Origin of the sequence: Alteromonas sp. D210916BOD_24 (genome assembly GCF_047159385.1) — a bacterium.
Classification (GTDB): Bacteria; Pseudomonadota; Gammaproteobacteria; order Enterobacterales; family Alteromonadaceae; genus Alteromonas.
On record NZ_AP038333.1, the window covers coordinates 894,578 to 914,256 of the forward strand.

15 protein-coding genes are annotated in these 19,679 nt (G+C 44.6%); 9 read left to right on the top strand and 6 right to left on the bottom strand.

All coding sequences use genetic code 11. The annotated features are described in order from the left end of the window. The first annotated feature begins 15 nt into the window (after positions 1-15). The 5 genes from ylqF (at position 16) to ACMCM8_RS03870 (ending at position 4,202) form a co-directional block, all read left to right on the top strand. Positions 16-1,023, top strand: a complete 1,008-nt coding sequence (ylqF, locus tag ACMCM8_RS03850; protein WP_412725645.1) for a ribosome biogenesis GTPase YlqF — start codon at positions 16-18, stop codon at positions 1,021-1,023. Positions 1,024-1,139: 116 nt separating this feature from the next. Further along, a complete protein-coding gene (locus tag ACMCM8_RS03855; RefSeq protein ID WP_412725647.1) occupies positions 1,140-1,631 on the top strand; it encodes a WbuC family cupin fold metalloprotein in 492 nt (163 codons plus the stop codon). Between the two features lie 354 nt (positions 1,632-1,985). After that, positions 1,986-2,222, top strand: coding sequence for a DNA-binding protein (locus tag ACMCM8_RS03860; RefSeq protein ID WP_412725649.1), 237 nt, complete (start codon positions 1,986-1,988; stop codon positions 2,220-2,222). A gap of 58 nt (positions 2,223-2,280) precedes the next feature. Next, entirely contained in the window at positions 2,281-2,910 is a 630-nt protein-coding gene (upp, locus tag ACMCM8_RS03865; RefSeq protein WP_412725651.1) for a uracil phosphoribosyltransferase, read from the top strand. Between the two features lie 263 nt (positions 2,911-3,173). Then, complete coding sequence (locus ACMCM8_RS03870; RefSeq protein WP_412725653.1) at positions 3,174-4,202, top strand: LacI family DNA-binding transcriptional regulator; 1,029 nt, start codon at positions 3,174-3,176, stop codon at positions 4,200-4,202. A gap of 158 nt (positions 4,203-4,360) precedes the next feature. Here ACMCM8_RS03870 and ACMCM8_RS03875 read toward each other — a convergent pair whose 3' ends face one another. From ACMCM8_RS03875 to ACMCM8_RS03895, 5 genes are all read right to left on the bottom strand, one after another. Then, complete coding sequence (locus tag ACMCM8_RS03875; protein ID WP_412725655.1) at positions 4,361-7,264, bottom strand: TonB-dependent receptor; 2,904 nt, start codon at positions 7,262-7,264, stop codon at positions 4,361-4,363. 260 nt (positions 7,265-7,524) lie between these two features. Further along, complete coding sequence (locus ACMCM8_RS03880; protein ID WP_412725657.1) at positions 7,525-8,103, bottom strand: thymidine kinase; 579 nt, start codon at positions 8,101-8,103, stop codon at positions 7,525-7,527. 12 nt (positions 8,104-8,115) lie between these two features. Next, the gene (locus tag ACMCM8_RS03885) at positions 8,116-10,077 is read right to left on the bottom strand and encodes a putative bifunctional diguanylate cyclase/phosphodiesterase (RefSeq protein ID WP_412727608.1); all 1,962 of its coding nucleotides are present in this window, start codon (positions 10,075-10,077) and stop codon (positions 8,116-8,118) included. Positions 10,078-10,499: 422 nt separating this feature from the next. Beyond that, positions 10,500-11,183 carry a hypothetical protein gene (locus ACMCM8_RS03890; RefSeq protein ID WP_412725659.1) on the bottom strand — a complete coding sequence of 228 codons (684 nt, stop codon included), beginning with the start codon at positions 11,181-11,183 and terminating at the stop codon, positions 10,500-10,502. A gap of 190 nt (positions 11,184-11,373) precedes the next feature. Continuing rightward, positions 11,374-13,623, bottom strand: coding sequence for an acyl-CoA dehydrogenase (locus ACMCM8_RS03895; protein WP_412725661.1), 2,250 nt, complete (start codon positions 13,621-13,623; stop codon positions 11,374-11,376). Between the two features lie 166 nt (positions 13,624-13,789). On the opposite strand from ACMCM8_RS03895, the gene ACMCM8_RS03900 reads away from it, so the two are divergent. The 4 genes from ACMCM8_RS03900 to ACMCM8_RS03915 all read left to right on the top strand — a co-directional run bounded on the left by ACMCM8_RS03900 (position 13,790) and on the right by ACMCM8_RS03915 (position 16,631). Next, positions 13,790-14,332: an outer membrane protein gene (locus ACMCM8_RS03900; protein ID WP_412725663.1), complete on the top strand. Its 543-nt coding sequence runs from the start codon at positions 13,790-13,792 to the stop codon at positions 14,330-14,332. A 138-nt stretch (positions 14,333-14,470) separates the two neighbouring features. Then, on the top strand, positions 14,471-14,728 hold the full coding sequence (locus ACMCM8_RS03905; RefSeq protein ID WP_412725665.1) for a DUF3081 domain-containing protein: 258 nt from the start codon (positions 14,471-14,473) through the stop codon (positions 14,726-14,728). Positions 14,729-14,873: 145 nt separating this feature from the next. Further along, a complete protein-coding gene (gene lpxL / locus ACMCM8_RS03910) occupies positions 14,874-15,803 on the top strand; it encodes an LpxL/LpxP family Kdo(2)-lipid IV(A) lauroyl/palmitoleoyl acyltransferase (protein ID WP_412725667.1) in 930 nt (309 codons plus the stop codon). A 213-nt stretch (positions 15,804-16,016) separates the two neighbouring features. After that, positions 16,017-16,631: a TcpQ domain-containing protein gene (locus tag ACMCM8_RS03915; RefSeq protein WP_412725669.1), complete on the top strand. Its 615-nt coding sequence runs from the start codon at positions 16,017-16,019 to the stop codon at positions 16,629-16,631. A gap of 32 nt (positions 16,632-16,663) precedes the next feature. Here ACMCM8_RS03915 and glnE read toward each other — a convergent pair whose 3' ends face one another. After that, positions 16,664-19,582, bottom strand: coding sequence for a bifunctional [glutamate--ammonia ligase]-adenylyl-L-tyrosine phosphorylase/[glutamate--ammonia-ligase] adenylyltransferase (glnE, locus tag ACMCM8_RS03920; RefSeq protein WP_412725671.1), 2,919 nt, complete (start codon positions 19,580-19,582; stop codon positions 16,664-16,666). Positions 19,583-19,679: the final 97 nt, after the last annotated feature.

The window sequence follows — 19,679 nt, forward strand, 5'->3', positions numbered from 1 at the left end:
TATTAGGACAACATCGTGGCATTACAATGGTTCCCGGGGCACATGCACAAGGCCCTCAAAGAGATTAAAGAATCGCTCAATCAAGTTGATATTCTGATTGAAGTGCTGGATGCACGTATTCCTTACTCCAGTGAGAACCCTGAAATTGCGAAAATCAGAGGTGACAAACCCTGTATCAAAATTTTGAATAAATACGACTTGGCTGATCCTGAGATAACCGCGCGATGGCAAGAGAGCCTGGAAAAAGAGCGCGGTGTAAAAACCATCACTACATCCAGTGATAACCCAGGTAACAGTAAGCAAATCATGCAATTGATTCGTTCTATTTGCGCGCAAAAAGACGCGCAACCTAAAGCGATTAAAGCCATGATCACCGGTATCCCCAACGTGGGTAAATCCACACTTATTAATATTCTGGCTGAGCGAACCATTGCTAAGACTGGGAATGAACCTGCGGTAACTAAAAGTCAGCAGCGCATCAACTTAGGCAGCGGCATCATTCTTTTTGATACACCAGGCGTGTTGTGGCCGAAACTGGAAAATCCAAATTCTATTTATCGATTGGCGTCGTCTGGCGCTGTAAAAAATACCGCGATGGAATATGATGACGTGGGTTTTTTTGCCGCAGATTACCTCATCAAAGCTTACCCTGAAGTAATGAAAGCACGCTACAAGCTTGAGGAGTTGCCTGAAACAGAGATTGAGTTTCTCGAAGCGGCGGCAAAACACCGCGGCGCTATTCAAGCGGGTGGGCGGGTTAATCTACACAAAATTTGTGAAATTCTGCTTAAAGAGCTTCAGTCTGGCAAGTTAGGACGCATCACGTTAGAAACGCCCGAAATGCTTGAGCGTGAAAAAGAGGAAATGGCAATTGCTGCGGCGAAAAAAGCTGAGGCTAAAGCCAAGCGAAAGCAAAAATTCAAAACCGGTTCATTAACGCCAGATAAAAAAGATCGCAAAGAAAAACGCGAAGAAAAGCGGCAAGAACAGAGTCGCAGGATGAAAAAAGCGAAGAAGCAGTAGTGTTAGGTGTTTTGATACGCAATGATTAGGACTTGTTGATAGTCAAACCTCGCGCATTCGCGTCGTTGCTAGCGCCATGAATTACGTTGTGCAAAGCAGCAGTAAGGAAGCCTATAGTGAACAATATTAAACGATTTGATAGCAAGACATTCAATGCACTTAAAGCAAAAGCAGCGCAAAGTGAGCGTCGGCGAGCGAACCTCAATGTGCATGCATCCTATGAGGATATTGTCCAACGGCTATTCATCGCCATGATGCCTGATTCATACGTAAGGCCACATCGGCATGTGCAATCCCATAAATGGGAATTTTTCATGGTACTCGAAGGCGAGTTAGAGCTCATCTTTTTTGATGATAATGCCACCGTAACTGAGCGGTTAGTGTTGTCGAGTTCCGGTGATTGTTCAGGGGTAGAAATACCCCCCAATGTCTGGCATGCCACTGTCTGCCATCACCCCGTCGTATTTATGGAAGTTAAGCAAGGACCGTACAAATTGGATGAAGACAAGGGCTTTGCTCATTGGGCGCCAGAAGAAGGTACTGAGCAGGTGCCAGACTTCCTTAACGCATTGAAAAACGCCAGTGTAGGTGACGTATTGTCAATGTAATGCTTTTACATGCACAAGTGGCGTACAAACCCATGACTTTCCTTTTTGGAAAGTCGTTGCTATTGCTTAATTTAATGGTATGGTAAAGGATAAGTGAGGCGCGGCAGTGCAAGCATAACAGGCATCGCGAAAGAAAGCGCATCACCGATATTAACTTCATTGTAAGAAAGAGAATTATTATGCAAAACGTTTCAACCGGTTATTTTTATAATTTTAATTACTGATTGCACCTGACCATTGGTGTTCAGGGGCAAGTATTGGCTTCTGGGCACTGCAGGTAGAACGTTTTGCAAAAGCCCAGAAGGTTTCCACCATCTGGGCTTTTTTAATGCCCGTTATTCTCGGTAAAGAACAATGAAAGAACTCACATTAGGCGAAATTAGAAAGCAACACAGAGTGAAGCAAGAAGTCGTAGCAATGGCACTATCGGTCACCGCTTCTGGCGTTAGCAAGTTAGAATCAAAGCGTATCCAAGATGTATCGCTTCAAAGAGCGGCAGCATATTTGGCCGCTGTTGGCGGGAGCATCAAAATAGAAGTGACCCTTCCAGATGGTGATACGCTTGATGTGTGCGAAAAAGCGATAGCTTGAATGTAAAGGTTGAGCAGAAACAGGTAAACTACGATGAAACTCTTCAAGGAATGTTGCCATGGCTGTTCACGAAATTACTCATCCACTTATTGCACACAAACTCGGGTTAATGCGTCATGCTAAAATTAGCAGTAAAGACTTTCGCGAGCTCGCATCGGAAGTCGGCAATCTATTGACTTATGAGGCTACGCGCACGCTGCCCACTGAACGCGCTATCATTAAAAGCTGGTCGGGTGACGATGTTGAAGTTAAACAAATAAAGGGAAAAAAAATTACGGTTGTGCCTATCCTACGTGCCGGGTTAGGTATGTTGGAAGGTGTACTCGAACTTATTCCCAATGCGAAAATCAGTGTGGTTGGCTTATATCGAGATGAAGAAACCTTAAAACCTGTAGCTTACTTCGACAAAGTGGTTCAAAACATTGATGAGCGTACTGCATTGATTGTTGATCCCATGCTGGCTACTGGCGGAACGCTTATTGCGACTATCGATTTGCTAAAGAAAAAGGGGTGTAACAAAATTATGGGACTGTTTCTAGTGGCTGCTCCCGAAGGGCTTAAAGCCGTGGTCGATGCTCACCCCGATGTAGACATATTCACCGCCGCAATTGACGAACGCCTTAATGATAAAGGTTATATCCTACCGGGGTTGGGCGATGCTGGTGACAAAATCTTCGGTACTCGCTAAGCTGACTTTACTCTAATTATGTTCCTTTCTAACCCACCTCCGCTCGTCGCAAAATCGCTGAAAGTGGTGGGTTAAACGTTTAAGTCAGTGTTATACTCAATCACATAGATATCCAGCTTAAAGGCATCAGGCCTTTGCAAAATATTGCTAGGTGCTGTTGTTCATTTGCTATTACGGATTGCTATTATCTGCCTGGATTACTCTGACCACGCTAGTGTTGTAAAGGGCGGTTGACTTGATGTTCGTGAAAAGAGCTAATAACAATGACTAAAGCAAAATTGACCCTCAAAGATGTCGCTGAGCAACTCGGCGTATCTACCGCGACAATTTCCAACGCTTTCAATCGCCCCGATCAATTGTCGCAACGCAAACGCGAAGAAATTTTAGCGCAGTGTAAAAAAATAGGTTACAGCGGCCCCAATAAAGCTGCACAAATTTTGCGAAAAGGCACATCCAATATCGTGGCTCTTGTGCTGGCGGATAGCATTTCATACATGGTGAGCGACCCCGTGGCCAGTACCTTTATAAAGGGTGTGTCTTCGGCGTTGAAAAAACAAGGGAAGCACCTCCTTCTCTATGCAGGTGACTCGAGTAGCATATTAGATGTCGTTGATTTTGTTGACGGGTTTATCTGCTATGGGGCACCGCGTAATGCCGCATTGGTGGGAGAGCTTGCGCTATCTTCAAAACCAGTTGTCACCGTTGACTTTGACATTGAAAATAAGCCTTCTGTTAATATTGATAATGAAGAAGCAGCTTTTGAAGTTGCTTCATATGCCCTCAACGAGGGGGATAATGTTGCAATATTGGGTCTACGTCTAATCAATTCCCCCTCAACCTGTCGAATTTATGACAACCCACTTATCGATGTGGAAAGTTCTATATCACACCGTCGTTTGGATGGTTATTTACGCGCAGCAGAACATAAGGATGTCACGATAAGCAACGAGCAGATTTGGCACCTTCCAGAAAGTGAACGCAGTTTTGCCAAACAAGCCGCACGGGAAGTACTGACCAGTTCGCCCCGCCCCGATGTAGTGTTGTGTATGAGTGATATCATTGCTCTGGAACTCTTGCATATGGCACTGGAATTAGGGATAAAAGTTCCAGAAGAAATCAAAATCACTGGTTTTGATGGTATAGAAGAGGCTGAGCGAGCGCGCCCGCGTTTGACCACGGTGTGTCAGTCGAGTACTGAAAAGGGAATACGTGCTGCAAATGAACTGATAGAACAGCTAGGCGAAAACATCGTTTTACCTTTTGAAATACGCAAAGGTGAAACTGTTTATTAACCAGTGCTTATCCTTGTACTAACGCGTGTGAGTTACTCAAAATTAAAGGCACAACGATTGAAATACGAGGCTAAACTATTTTTCTCCATGTCGTTGACCTTTTTCTAAGTAATAAAATAAGGGGCCACCGGTTAGGGCAGCCCCTTAAGTACTACTGGTTAATAAAACGCATAGTTAAGGTTCAGCATATAGGAGGGGCCGAACTCTCTGCGTAGCGTGACTATTCCATTAGTATCAATGGTTTCTTCTTTTTCATCGGTCAGGTTTACACCTTGTAGAGAAACCCTCAACCCTTCAAGGTACTCAACTCCACTGTCAGCAAAGTCATAACTGATTTGTGCGTCCACTTGCGTCACCGCATCACGTGTGGCTGGCTCTATTTTATTTGAGCCTCCTCGTTGATAGGTTAGGTACTCAGAGCGATCTGTGGCCGCGACCCGTATTTCAAATCCGTTCATTTCATAATAGGCCGTAATACTATAGGTATTATCTGATTGGCCTGGGATTGCTGTACCGTCCTCAAGTTCAGCATCGAGGATAGTGGCAGACGCCGCTATACCAAATCCGTCTAGGGCGTCTGACAGCATTCTCAATGGCACATTGGCAGTCAGCTCTATGCCCTTCATACTGCCTTCAAGGCCATCTTCAAAGAATGAGTAGTAGCCCAAATCAGGGGGCGTGACCAGATCACCCGCTTGGTAAGGCGTATCTTCAGGGCCATAGTTGCCGTCTACATCAATAATTCTGTCGTGGAAACCAGGTATGAAATAGTTCGCGCCTTGGTTAGTTTCATCATTGGTAAAGTCAATGAGCTGGTTGCCGTCCCGCGTCCAATTTACTAGGTCTTTATAAAATAGCGCGACAGAAACATAGCCTTCATCTTCAAAGTAGTTTTCAAAAGAAAGGTCAAAGTTATTTGCTTCCAACGGACGTAATGTGGGGTTACCAGAAAACTTCGACCATGGTGAGCCGTATGCTTCAACAGCAGCTTGGCTGTTAGGTGTTGCTATAAGCTCAATATTTTGATCGAATTTAACAAAGCCTGACGCTTTCATTTGGTCAATACGGGCTCTGCTTATGGTTTTTGACGCGCCAAAACGCAAATAACGGTTTTCGCTAAGTTCTACACTTACATTTAAACTTGGCAAAAAGTGAGAGTAATCATCTCCGTCAGTAATCACACAGTCAGCGTCGATCACTTGATTACCGTCATCATCACACACGGCAAAGTTTTCACCGACTATACCGATAAAACCTGTTGAAGATTGGTCCGTCTGTACATATTGTGCACCAAGGTTACCTTTAACATTAAAGCCTTGTACTTCGGTCTCAAAATCGAGTTTGGCATACAGTGATACGACTTCTTCATCCACTGTATATGTGTCACCCAGACGATCAGGCTCTAACAGACCCGCATCGTTGAGCGTATACTCGCCATCGTTATAGGGGGCGAACCCGTCATAGGCCACTACGTATCCCATGCCAGCCCAGGTTAAATCAGCTAAACCATTGTAGAGATACTGCGAGGGAATGGACTCTGAAAAGGGGTATGAAGACGCGGTAGCAAAAAAGCCTTTGTTGTCTTTTGATTTAAAGCGATCACTGTAGTTAACGCCAACGGTGACCGTATTAAACACAGACCAGTCTACAAAACCGGTGAATTCGAGTCGCGCTGTGGTCAGTTCTTCCTCAAAGTCAGCATAGTTTAAAAAGCCGTCCTGTGCGTTAAAATAACTATAGGGTTGCCCGTTAGCTTGTAAAACGTCAGTAGTAAACTGGTCGGCAATGTTAGCCATGCCGCCCCCCCAAACCTGTGGGCCAGCTAATTGGAGTAAAGCAGGGTCTGAGAATGCATCAAGACCTGTACTGTCGGTAAAATAGATACCATCTTGGCTCATCTCGAATTGTCGGGAGCCAAGTTGGTCATTGTTTAATGCGCCAGAACGGGCTAGGCCAGCATACGATTCACCCCGCAAGTCACGCTTACTGGATTGACTGTCGGCGACGTCAAGTGTCATCGACCACTCGTCATTAATGTCGTAGCGAATGTTTAGCCCGAAGGTTTGTAGTTCACCATCTTTTTGAGCGGGATCCGTTCGCAATACTGGGTTGGCGTTAATTTGAGTACCTGTATTATTAACGCCACTACCTGTTACATTCGCCGCAGCGAAGGGCTCGATAAAGCCGCGAATAACCCCAGAATCAGAGTAATCGATATCAAGTGCATCGATTACAATGTCGAGTTTGTCAGTAGGTCGCCATTGTAAAATGGCAGAGACTGTATCCCGTTCCAGTACACGGCTAATGGCTTGCGTGTCTAAACCAAATGGCAATACCTGGCCTTCTTCATTCTCGCCATAGCCCCATACTCCATATTTTCTTTCGTTACGGGGAGATTCAGTTGAGGCGATAGCAAGCGCAAGACCTACCGTATCGTCAGCGAATTTTTCAACAAAAGACAACGCAAAGCGATTACCTGTGTTATCGAATTCAGGGTTGTCAGCGTCGTTTCCGCCTAACTCATAAACACCGGTGACCGTGAGGGTTTCCTGTGCGGATAACGGGCGTACGGTTTGAAGGTCAACCGTACCGCCGATACCCTGAACGACTAATGTGGCATCAGCAGTTTTATAAATCGTCGCACCCGTCATAATTTCAGCAGGGTATAAATCGTATTCCACACCCCTGTTGTCACCAATACCTATTAATTCACGACCATTGAGCGATGTGCCGGTGAAATCCTCTTTGAAGCCGCGCACAGAAATACCCGATGTACGCCCTCCAACACGCTCGCCAGATAAGCCTGGAAGGCGCGCAAGTGATTCGGCGATAGATGAATCGGGGAGTTTACCGATGTCTTCTGCAGATATGGCTTCAACAATAGCGTCATTGTCCATCTTCACGGCTTGTGCGCGCATAAGCGAACCGCGAATACCGGATACTTGAATAACTTCTACCGATGAATCATCAGCGTTCTCTTGTGCCACAGTGACAGTACTGTTAAGTGCGGCGGTAATTGACAGGGCAATGACCGCAGGCTTGAACTTTCCAGAGTGCTTCATATGCTTTACCTTGCTCAGTGAGTGTTAATGCTGTGTTTTTGTTGTTACATTGAGTTAACAATAGTCGGCTTTCAACACATAAGCAAGCACTTTCTTAATCGATTCAGTAAATTTATTGTTTTACATTTAGAGTGTTGTTCTGAAGGTGTCTTTGGTTGGCTTAATGCATTTAATTTTGTTTGGCGCTGGCTGGTTTTTCGATTGTGAGATGGGACGCAGCAATTGCGCGTTACGGAGGTAACGCGCACAGTGTGTTCACATTAATCCCAAACTAGCTGTTTAAAATGTTTGCGACACATGGATTCATAACTGTCGTTACCGCCTATTTGGACCTGATCACCATCGGTTACCGCGTCTCCATTTGGGTCTCGGCGAACGACAAAGCTGGCTTTGCGGCCGCAATGACAAACGGTTTTTAGTTCAGATAACTTATCCGCCCACGCCAGAAGGTAGTGACTGCCTTCAAAAGTTTCACCGAGAAAGTCAGTGCGTAGCCCATAGGCAAGAACGGGAATTTTAAGCTCATCAACTACTTCAACTAATTGCCTTACCTGCTCTTTCGTCAGAAATTGTGCTTCGTCGATAAAAACACAATCTAATTTTTGTGTTGCTCGGATTTCGCTAATTGACTGAAATAAGTCATCGCCTTTTGCATAAAGTCTGGCATCTGCTTGTAATCCAATCCGGGACGTCACTTTGCCCACGCCATATCGGTCGTCCAGCGCTGCGGTATAAATAATGGAATGCATTCCACGTTCGCGGTAGTTGTAGGCTGATTGAAGCAAAGATGTTGATTTACCCGCATTCATTGCAGAGTAATAAAAATAAAGTTGTGCCATGTTAGGTAGGCTCTAATAGTTTTTGTTATACCAAGAAATAAAGTCGCTAGCGCTCATGGGCTTCGCGTAGTAATACCCTTGCAAGTAGTCGCTACCTAGCGCGGCAAGATGCGCGCGTTGCGCTTCGGTTTCTATCCCTTCAGCAATAGTTTTACAGCGAAACTCTCGCGCCATTAACAGCGTTGCTCTTATTATGGTATCACTCTCTTCCGAGGTATTCTGTACAAATGATCTATCAATTTTTATAAAGTCAAAAGGCATTGATTGTAAGCGGTGTAGCGATGAGTAACCTGTGCCAAAATCATCGATTGAGATTTTGATGTCTCGCTCTACCAGTTCGTGTAATCGTTGGGTGACGAGATCGGCATTATTGGCAAATACACTTTCGGTAACTTCCAAATAAAGCCGCTGGGGCGATATACCTGTGCTGTTCAGGGCACTATCAAGTACCTTAACGAAGCCATCGTCTATCAACTGAGTAATAGAGACGTTAACGGACATACAAAGGGGCTCGGCAAAATCCCAGTGAGAGAGGTCAATTAGAGCCCTGTTTAGTACCCATGTACCTATTTCTGGCATCAACCCACTTCTTTCCGCAAGGGGAATAAATATGTCGGGACTGATAATTTCGCCATCGCAGGTCCAGCGTAACAAGGCTTCAATAGAAGAGACATGGCCTGTTGTTACGTCAATAATGGGTTGATAAAACAGACACAGCTCACCATTATCTATGGCGCTGCGCAAGCGCTCACATAACCGCTGCTCTCGTTTTATTTCTGCATGGAGTGTTTCGTTGAATACGCCTACCGTACCGCGCTGTTTGCGCTTTTGGTCATACATGGTCAAATCGGCTTGCTGAATTAAATCTACAGCAACATCACCGTGTTCTGGACACATGGCAATGCCTATCGTTGCGTCTAGTGTCACTTGATTATCGTTGGCATTGATTGGAATGGTGACGCCGCTTCTCATTGCGTGAGCGACGGCTTTTGCGGTATCTACGGTCGCGTATGGAATAACTGCAACAAATTCATCGCCGCCCCAACGGGCAAGGTGATTTTTCTCACTGTAGTTTCGTAGCCTGTTAGCAATTTCTACCAGTACCAGATCACCTATTTTGTGACCGAGACTGTCGTTGACTTGCTTAAAACCATCTAAATCAATGAACAACACTGCGAGTGAATTTTGCAACACTTTAGTGGTTTCAAGTAAATCGTTGAGGTGTTTTAGAAATCCATTTCTATTTAAAAGGTTTGTCAGTGGATCACGGTTAGATAGGCGGAAAAGTTCCTGCGTTCTGCGCTCAACTTCAGCTTCTAAGTTAGCATTCGATTCATCGAGTTTTTCATTTGAGGCAATCAAAAGCTGATTGATTTTGTCAGTTTGACTGCGCTCGATACTCATTTGTTTTACCAGGTTGTTGTTGCGCTCCTTTAGGTGCAATGTGCTGATAAAAAACTGATGATAACGGAATGCACTCAGTGAGATCCCGACCCAGTACACCATACCTAAAGTTCCTAACATGAAGAAATTTCCGGTTTTGTCGAGAAGAGCACAATAGGACATGGGAACAAGTAAAACCGTACAGTAAAAAATGACCAATTCTTTTTTAGGCGACAGTACCGTACCTGCGCCCCCTGCCATTGCAGACAGCACGACCATAGTTGAGGCCACTTCTAGTTCACTCATCGATGAATAGAGTACTACGGAATACAGCCCCCATAAGCTTCCTGTAGCGAAAACACCAATAGCAAAACGCACTATGACCGGATTGGGCGAGAAGGGCGTTGAGGAGAGTTTAAACTTCCAGTAACTGGCATCCACTAAACGCAACAGACTCACCAACATCATACACACCCAAAAGATGAGTTTGAGTTCTTCTATCTTCCTATTATCACTTTCAAAGAAGAAAACAAGTCCTGAAAATGACATTACTGTCATCAATAAGCCTACAAAGCTGTTTCCAACAAGCATGTTAGCGGTGTCGCGGTTGACTTCTGTAATGGAAATTGTGTTGTCTATGGGACGCAAAGCGGAGATACCTAGGTTACTTTTAGCGCATGGTTCGGCAGATTAACCGCCTCCCTCGCTTATGTTTATACATATATTTTTTTAATCTTATTAGACTAGCAGAGATAATCTATGTACAGACAATTTTGAGTAAACTTTTTTATTATTAGAGCCTTTTACTCTTTGTCACTGCCCTTTAACTTAGCCCACTTGGCCTGCAGGTCTGTTTAGCGATTAAAAGGCTTCCATTTGGCCCGAAATTGGTACACCAAAGATAAACAGGCTCAAGGTAGGGTATAGGGGCAGTAATTTGTTGCCGTCATATGCTAGCAAGATGAGTTTTTGATTAATAATATTGCCTTTATGCCGCCGTTCAACGCGCTGTATTAGTTGGATAAGCTGGCTTTTACTCGTTTGGTGATTGCGTCTGACAATGCGCTATATAAATGCATGTGTTTTTTATTGATGACGTGGACGAGTTTGTGTTTCACAATGGGGATGTACCGAATGCCGTGCTTATCGAAAATGGCGTTCTGGGAGTAATCGCTGGGCAAAATTGCATAATTGAACCTGCCGTTTATCAATAATTCGATAACGTGATTGAAATCGTCAAATTCATGAATGCTTGCAGCTAGATTGTCTGGCTGTTGACCTATATTAAAAAAGAAACGGGTCGTTACGGCGATAGCAATGTCTGGATTCTGGATCACGTCTTTGCTACATGGTACTTTTCGAATGCACAATAAAAACGAAGTACCTAATGCAAAGGCGGGCTCAATGGCCACTATGTCTTTGCCGTATTGGGTCACCACATCGTATCGGATAACATCAGCGTCAGTCATCCCTTCGTTAAGCAAGCGCAAGCCAGGCTCTCCGCCTACTTCGACGAATTCTGTATTAATTCCTATCTCGCGGTAAACTTCTTCGATTAGCGGTTTGTAATAGTTAACCACCCGGGGATGGCTGACATAGCCGATAATATAGCGCCCTTCGTCTGCAACGGCTAAAGTAACTCCACTGTAAAAAGAAATAATACACAACAGAAAAATATGTGAAAAGAACGTTCTCACTTTTGCATCCTAGCTAAAGACTGACCCTGCACGGTATAAAGCTAGTAAGAGAGATGGATTTTGTCCAAAAGTTGTAGAATTAATTTAGGGCCCGTTGTACATCAAAGACCTACAGGCTTAAGTGAAAAATAAAAAAAGCCCCGACATCTAGTCAGGGCTATGGTGTTGTTATTTCAACAGCGCGCAACTTTTAAGCTGCACTTTGACCGCCGTCAACCGCTTTTAACGTTTGTGAAGCAGGAAGCAGATCCATGTCGAAAGTGTATTCGTCAACACGTACGGCTAACTTGCGCTTCTCATTGTAGTCGTGCAATTTGGCCGCTTCTTCTGCGTTAATAACGCCTTTCTCTTGCAACTTATTAAGCGCATGCTCGAATGAGATGAAAGGTACAACAGGCTCTTTGCGCAGTGCTTTTTGTACTTTACCTAATAAGTGGGCAACGGCGTGCTTCGCTTTAAACGCTTGCTCGTTGATGTCGTTACCATCACCTTTGCTGACGCGTACAAGGTGCGTCAATTGCGCCTTAACACTGTTATCTTGCATTGATGCTATCGACAACTCACGCACCAAATCATCACTGATACCAGGCACACTGTTAGAGTAAGTATTCGTTAACAGACGCATCAGACCACGGGTCGCAGTGTTAGGGAAATTGTTGATGAAGTTAACAATTGCCTGATCTGCTTGCTGTAGTGACCACTGCATAGCGTATTCAAAATACGGCAGAGCCAGTTTTCTGTCTTCAATACGTTGCTCATAGAAGCGAATTGCTGCCATGGCGCCGTATAAGTAGCTCATTACGTCACCTAGACGTGCTGACAGAAGCTCAGCTTTCTTCAGGTCACCACCAAGTACTGCTAGTGATAAATCAGCAAGAGGGGCAAGCTTGGCAGAAATGCTATTTACGCGCTTCTCGTACTTACGTACTTCAGGTAGAGATGACTCTGCACCGCGTAAGAAAGGCAGGTAGCCTTTACCCAAGCTGCGGAATGCGTTTTTAACGCTAAAGCCAACGGTCTTGCGAAGTACTTTGTTGAATTCTTTATCCGCAGAGCTTTCGTTGCTGTGGATAAGGTCAACCATGTCTTTTAGGTAAGGGTGGCAACGCATTGCACCTTGACCAAAAATCATCAGGTTACGGGTTAGAATGTTTGCACCTTCAACCGTAATCGCAATTGGCAAAGCAGAATAACCGCCTGCTAAGGTGTTTTGAGGGCCGCGCTGAATGGCTTTACCCGCTTGAATATCCATAGCCGAGTTCATCACATCACGACCAAGTTCAGTCATGTGATACTTGGCGATAGCCGTTACAACAGACGGCTTAACACCTAGGCCTAGACCTTCTGTCGTCAAAACACGCATCGCTTCAAGTAAGAAAGTCTTACCAGCAATGTCAGCCATCTTCTCTTGAATACCTTCAAAACGACCAATTGGAAGACCAAATTGCTCACGTACGAATGAGTATTCAACTGTACCTTTAAACGCAGACTGTGCAGTAGCAACACCCATGGCCGGAAGTGAAATACCACGACCTGCACCAAGGCAGCTAACTAGCATCTGCCAGCCGCGCCCGATGTTCTTCTGACCACCAATGATGAAGTCCATTGGGATGAATACGTCTTGACCACGGGTAGTACCGTTGTAGAAACGCACGCCCATAGGATCGTGACGGTTACCAAGCTCAACACCCGGGTGTGACTTAGGAAGAAGTGCACAGGTAATACCTAGCTCCAGCTTGTCACCGAGTAGTTGATCTGGGTCGAATACTTTAAATGCTAACCCGAGTACTGTTGCGATAGGCGCAAGGGTAATGTAACGCTTGTCCCAACTCACGCGAAGACCAAGTACTTCCTCGCCGTTATACTCGCCTTTAGTTACGATCGCAGCATCAGGGATGGCGCCAGCATCAGAACCTGCTTCTGGGCTGGTTAATGCGAAACATGGAATGTCACGGCCATCAGCAAGACGAGGTAACCAGTAATCCTGTTGCTCAGACGTACCATAGTGCATAAGCAGCTCACCTGGGCCTAACGAGTTAGGTACCATAACGGTCACCGCAATTGCACCGCTTTTCGCAGCGATAGTCGCTACAATAGTAGAGTTTGCATATGGGCTAAACTCAAGACCACCAAATTTCTTTGGAATAATCATTGAGAAGAAACGGTTTTTACCTAGGAAATCAAGAATGTCCTGAGGAATATGCGTGCTATTGCCCAGTTCGAAGTCGTCTACCATGTTCAGTAGCTCTGTGACTGGACCATCCATAAAGGCTTGTTCTTCTGCGCTCAGCTTTGCCTGAGGGATATCGCGTAGTGCCTGCATGTCAGGCTTACCCTGATAAATAGAAGATTCAATCCACACATCACCCGCATCGAGGGCTTCTTGTTCTGTGATTGAAATAGGGGGTAATACTTTCTTTAAGCTAGTTCTGATACTCATAATAACTCATCCGCTCATCTGACCAGTTGTGTAATCTTATACTACACCAGTTTTGAAAAAGATCAAATTTTGTAAATATACGGGTGTATTGTTGGATGCTAAACCTGTTAAGTTTATAGCCATACAAGCGCGATAAGCGCTGCTTTTCATATTAGGAAATACCTTGATGAACAAAATTCGCCCGCTATTTGTGATGTTGTTGGTTGTGTTTACAGGGGGCGTGAGCGCCGAAAATACCACTTATGCTGTGATAAATGTGGGGTATAGCAAGGTTGATACTCAATATGACGGTGAGAGTGATGTTAGCTATTCCGGTGGTGTAGCTTATCAATTTCATCGGCAGTGGTATGCTGAAGGGGGATATATTGTCCAAGCAGATAAAAGTAACGAAAGGTTCGCTTTATCGAGTAAAGGGCCCTATTTTGCGTTGTTAGGCAAAGCCGGTAATCAACATGGTGAACTATACTATAAAGTAGGGGTGTCGTATCTCGACATTGAACAGCGCTTCGTTGATAGTGAACAAAGCTTGTGCGACAGCACTCAGAATACGTGTGGTTACCAGGACAATATTTTCGCTGGGCTGGTGGGGATGGGATTTGATTACTACCTTAGTAAGGGGGTAATGTTACGTGTCGAATATACCTATTTTGCGGGGCAAAACGATTTTTCATCACACGTTACGAATCTGGGATTTCGGTATAACTTTTAGTGGCTTAACGGCAAAATCAAGGTTAATTGATATCCTTTGTTAAGGTTTGCGTTTAAACAGGGCATTCATGTGTGTTTTAGTGGTCCAGAATGGCCGTTCATGAGTAATAAAATTTAACTGAACAACAATGGATTTATTATGAAAAACGAACTGGATAGCAAGTTTCTTCTACAGGTATTTGACAAGATTCGCCTACACGGCGAGAAGCAAGATGAACAATATAAATTGAATGGTATAACCGCCTTTACCGATCACGATGGCTACACCTTGTATATTGAAGATGTGAATGTGAAATTGCAGTTCGGCTTTCACAACCAATACCACTTTGACTACGACTCCACCGATCAATACGAAATATTTGAGAAAAAATTAAAGCAAATAGACAGAGAATATTAAGTGCGTTGTTGAGCGCCTTTAATGTAGGTATTAACAGAGAAAGTTACTTGATTGCGAGTCGTCATTAAGCAAATCGCACCTCTACATAGCCCCTAATTTTCCCATCTGATACAATGCCGCCATCGTTATTTTGAGGATAAACATATTGGCTGCGGCGATTAAAGCTCCTACGTTTCAACTTTCGTTTCTTGGGCCTAAATATTGGCCGGTCTGGTTAGGTGCGTGTGTGTTGTACTTAATAACTTGGCTTCCCTTACCAGTTATCAGGCGTATTGGAGCTGGAGCTGGCAGATTGATTGCGCTGGTAGTGCCAAAACGGGCTAAGGTTGCGAAGCGCAATATCGCACTCTGGGATCCCAGTTTGAGTGAAAAACAGATAGAAGCGCTTTACACCGAGAACGTGCGTCGCACTGGTATGGCGTTATTTGAAACCGCAATGGGGTGGTGGTGGCCAAGCTGGCGAGTCAAACGTGCTATCGAAATTGAAGGGACGCAGTATGTTGAACATGCACTCGCCGAAGGCAAGGGGGTGTTCGGGATGGCACTGCACAACATGAATTTAGAGTTTGCTTGTCGAGGCATAGGCTTTTTTCATCCGAGTATTGCGTTTTACCGCAAGCACAACAACCCGTTGATAGATTACCTTCAATATCATGGTCGTAATCGTTCAAACAAGTACATGATCGACAAGAGAAATGCCAAGGCTTTGCTTGCTGCACTAGATGAAAAAGAACTGTGTCTATATTTGCCTGATCAGGATTACGGTCCCAAGCAAAGTATTTTCGTGCCCTTTGGAGGAGTAAAAGACACCGCAACTACAACCGCTACACTAATGTTTATTCGCCGTAGTGATTGTGAGCCGATGATCATTACCTCTCAATATACTAAAAAGGGGTACAAAATTAAGATCTTTCCACCCCTTGAAGGTTTGGGCGAGATGAGTGATGAAAACGCCCTAACACTTTTAAACCAACATATTGATGCTGCGGTTAAAGAGCAACCAGAAAGTTATCTGTGGATGCACAAACGTTTTAAAACCAGACCTGTAAACAATCCAAAGTCCTTGTATGATTAAGTGAGTTTCTTAGCTGGGCTAATGTCGATACCGTTTGAAAGTAGGTATGACGTATTGAATTAGCCTAATGGGCTAAGTGGAATCACACAGCATGAACTAAAATTAAAAGGCTCTATTTAAGGCATAGATGTTGCAATTATGTAAGTTTAGGCATGAGTAATGCGCCAATATTACGTTAGTTGCAAACCGTACATCGAGAGACACAGAGGAAATATGGTACAAGAAGGGTACTCAAGTTCATCTTTTTGGGCAAAACAAGTGGGCCTGGCTGCAGTATTAGTCATTATTGCCGGCGTGCTTATCTATGTGTTGCAATCGGAAGAAAAGGTGACACCCCAATCAGAGATAGAAGATAAAACAGTGTCTCGCGGCCTAAGTGACTTCTATCGTGAATTCAGAATGTCAGCAACCGATCCTGAGGAAGAGGAACAAGGGGATTTTGTACTGGACATTACAGGTATCGATCCCAACTTGGACGAAAAGCTAGCGAAGATGGCCAGTGTCACACGACCAGTCGAAAGAAACTGGACGGGTGAACACAAGGCCAGAACCTTCAAAGAAGGCAGTACGTTGCGCGAGGTGATTTCACAATATGCTCAAGCTGAAGGGATGCAGCTTATCTGGAATCTTGAACAGGATTTTGTGATAAAACATCGCTTTCAGTTAGACAATACTGTTGCTGGCTCTTTGGCCAAAATTGCCAGTGCTATCGATAGCAGTTTTGAAGGTGAAGTTAGGGCTTACTTATGCCCAGAGCAGCGTTCACTGGTGGTTACTGCCGAAGAGACCCCCTTTCTTGCCACTACGTGTAAGCGGGTAAAGGGCTAACTCGATTATTTATAGCTAACCCCGCTTTACGATTAATCACAGTCAGCAAATAGTGCCTGCCAATGGTTTTTTACTTGTTCCCGAATATCATCTAATTCGTCGCTTTCATCAGCGTATTTGGTATCCGCTAGTGTTAAATGGTGATAAAGCTCGCGTAGCCGAAGGTAAGCATGCTGTAATCGAGAGGCCGTTTCCTGACTAATCAATCCGCCATTGGCTGCGGCGTCAAAAATTCTTAGATTGTCGGGATAAGTGGTTAAGGCTTCCACGTTGTGGGCATGGGCAAGCACCCAATACTGGGCCATAAACTCAATATCTGTAATACCGCCTTCGCACTGTTTGAGATCGACTTTGTGATGTTGGTGAGACAGTAAATGTTCACGCATTTTCGCCCGCATTTTACACACGTCTTGTGCTAAGGCTTGGGTTTCTCGTTTGCGACTTAAAATTTGGTGGCGTACGTGGGCAAAATCGTCAAGCAGTGCCCGATCACCACAAATGCCGCGGGCACGTACTAATGCTTGATGCTCCCATGTCCAGGCTTCTTCTAGCTGGTATTTTTCAAAGCCATGAATATGACAGCACAGCAGTCCAGAATTGCCTGAAGGGCGAAGTCTTAAGTCGGTTTCATACAATTGCCCAAATAGCGTCTTGGTATTTAACAAGTGCATTATGCGCTGCGCCAATTTGATATAGAATTGTTGCGCTTCAAGAGGTTTTTGGCCGTTTGTGCTAATACCCCGCGGGGCGTTGTGTAGAAACACTAAATCCAAATCTGAGCCGTATCCCAGCTCGAAGCCGCCTAATTTTCCATACCCAATAACGCAAAACCCTTTGTCCGTACCTTCTAAATGCGTAGGTACGCCATAGCGCTCACTGACCTGCATCCAGGCTGACTGAAGCACGTTATCTAAAATCACTTCTGCAAGGGCGGTGAGTTTGTCACTAACTGTGTTAATGGGTAGCGACTCACTGATGTCGCTGGCTGCAATGCGCAATTGCTGGCAAAGTTTAAACTGGCGCCACGCATCCATGAGCCTTTCCACATCATCTTGCTCAATGCGTAATAGGCTTTCTCTGAGTTCAAGTTCGTATTCGTGTTTACTGGTGGCAATATCGCTGTTTTGTTGCTGTAAATATAGTGGAGTAAGCAGTTCATCAAGCAGTAAAGGAAAACGTTTAATTTCCTGTGCGATCCAATCACTGCGCTCACACAGTTTGACTAACTGCTTTAACACCTCTGGATTTTCAAGCAGCAAATCCAAATACGTCGTCCGCCCTGTAATTGCCTCAATGACGCCGAGTAGTCGTGACAGTACCTGCACCGTGTTTGCTGGATGTTCCTGCATCAATACATAAAGAATTTCAGGCAGCAATTTATTTAGGGTGTCTTCTCCTTTTTGACCTATGCGATAATTGCGTTGCTTTTCTTTAAACTGGCGTAATTCGCGATAGACCTCTGTAATGTCATTGGTGTCGAGATATTCGCTAAAGGCGTCAACAAACTCTTCTTGCTGAAGCGACAAGCGCCACGCGTCCTGACAGGTGTCAAACAACGTATCTTCTTGATCATGAGTTTCATGTGGCTCTTCTACCAGCTCGTTAAAGTGGCCATGGATCCGTGTCATGGTGCTATCGAGCATGGTTAAGAATTGGGCGTAGCTGTCAAAGCCCATTACGTCTATTAATGCTTGCTGTTGCCAAGTGCTATCGGGGAGTGTCTGCGTTTGTCTGTCCTGACATTGCTGTAAAGTGTGTTCAACTTTGCGTAAAAACAGGTAGTCTTGCTTCAGTTGTTCGGTAACTTCCCCTTCTACTATGTCTAGTTTTGCCAGGGCATCTAATGTGGTGAGCAATGACTTACTTTGGAGTTCAGGCTCCCGTCCACCGTGAATAAGCTGAAAACTCTGTGCGAAAAATTCAACTTCTCTGATCCCCCCAGCACCCAGTTTTATATTGTTGTCTAGCCGTCGGCGTCTAATTTCTGTGGCAATCAACTTCTTCATGTTGCGAAGGGCGTCAAGGGTAGTGAAATCCAGGTAGCGGCGGAAGGTAAAAGGGTGAAGAATATCTTTGAGGCATTTTACCTGAGAAGAGTGATCATCATTGATCACACGCGCCTTTATCATAGCAAAACGTTCCCAGTGTCTACCTTGCTCTTGGTAGTAATCTTCAAGTGCGGCAAAATGCATGACTAATGGACCAGAGTCGCCAAATGGACGCAGGCGCATATCTACCCGGTATACCTGACCATCATTGGTTATTTTATTCAGTGCTTGAATAAGCTTTTGCGCCAATTTAGTAAAAAACTGTTGGTTTTCTACTGACTTTTTGCCACCTTGTGTTTCACCTTTTTCCGGGTATGCAAAAATCAGGTCTATGTCTGAGGAAAAGTTAAGCTCTTTCCCGCCCAGTTTTCCCATTCCCAGAATGTACATTTGCATCTGACGTGTACCACATGTGGGCGTGCCGTAGCGTGTAGCGAGGTGGTTATACAGCCATTGATAAGCACCACATATGAGTACATCGGCTAAGGCGGACACTTGGCCTAGTGAATCTGAGATCGACTGCTTGTTGAGCACATCATTAAATGCAATACAGGCCATTTCTTGATTGCGAAATTGGCGTAAACTCGTGAGTAATTGTTCTTCACTCTCTACCGATACCAATTGCTCTAGTAGGTGCTGATTATACCAGTCAAATAGTGATGACTTCGGCGGACCTTGAAAAAGTTTGTCAATTGTCGATGGATATTGAATAAGCGTTTGGGCAAAGAAATAAGAGCGAGTGAAAGCGCAAATTATGCTGTCTTTATTGTGCTCTAAGGCTTCCAATACTGCCTCTGTCATCGCTGCGGATGAGACTAATTGTTGCCAATACTTTCCGGCTTGTTGTTGGTTATTCATATTATTTTCGCTGCCTGTTGGCATAATGCTGGCGTCTGTTGGCATAATACTCGCTTACATAAATATAACCATTAGCACTTAACGGAAATTTGATTCACCTGAAGTAGTCTGATGATACTGAATGATGACAATGGTATCTATA

What these genes read in the sequence shown, in the direction of transcription:
- ACMCM8_RS03860 (WP_412725649.1), top strand. Translation starts at nt 1,986, where the DNA reads ATGAAAGAACTCACATTAGGCGAAATTAGAAAGCAACACAGAGTGAAG.
- upp (WP_412725651.1), top strand. Translation starts at nt 2,281, where the DNA reads ATGGCTGTTCACGAAATTACTCATCCACTTATTGCACACAAACTCGGG.
- ACMCM8_RS03870 (WP_412725653.1), top strand. Translation starts at nt 3,174, where the DNA reads ATGACTAAAGCAAAATTGACCCTCAAAGATGTCGCTGAGCAACTCGGC.
- ACMCM8_RS03875 (WP_412725655.1), bottom strand. Translation starts at nt 7,264, where the DNA reads ATGAAGCACTCTGGAAAGTTCAAGCCTGCGGTCATTGCCCTGTCAATT.
- ACMCM8_RS03880 (WP_412725657.1), bottom strand. Translation starts at nt 8,103, where the DNA reads ATGGCACAACTTTATTTTTATTACTCTGCAATGAATGCGGGTAAATCA.
- ACMCM8_RS03885 (WP_412727608.1), bottom strand. Translation starts at nt 10,077, where the DNA reads ATGCTTGTTGGAAACAGCTTTGTAGGCTTATTGATGACAGTAATGTCA.
- ACMCM8_RS03895 (WP_412725661.1), bottom strand. Translation starts at nt 13,623, where the DNA reads ATGAGTATCAGAACTAGCTTAAAGAAAGTATTACCCCCTATTTCAATC.
- ACMCM8_RS03900 (WP_412725663.1), top strand. Translation starts at nt 13,790, where the DNA reads ATGAACAAAATTCGCCCGCTATTTGTGATGTTGTTGGTTGTGTTTACA.
- ACMCM8_RS03905 (WP_412725665.1), top strand. Translation starts at nt 14,471, where the DNA reads ATGAAAAACGAACTGGATAGCAAGTTTCTTCTACAGGTATTTGACAAG.
- ACMCM8_RS03915 (WP_412725669.1), top strand. Translation starts at nt 16,017, where the DNA reads ATGGTACAAGAAGGGTACTCAAGTTCATCTTTTTGGGCAAAACAAGTG.
- glnE (WP_412725671.1), bottom strand. Translation starts at nt 19,582, where the DNA reads ATGCCAACAGACGCCAGCATTATGCCAACAGGCAGCGAAAATAATATG.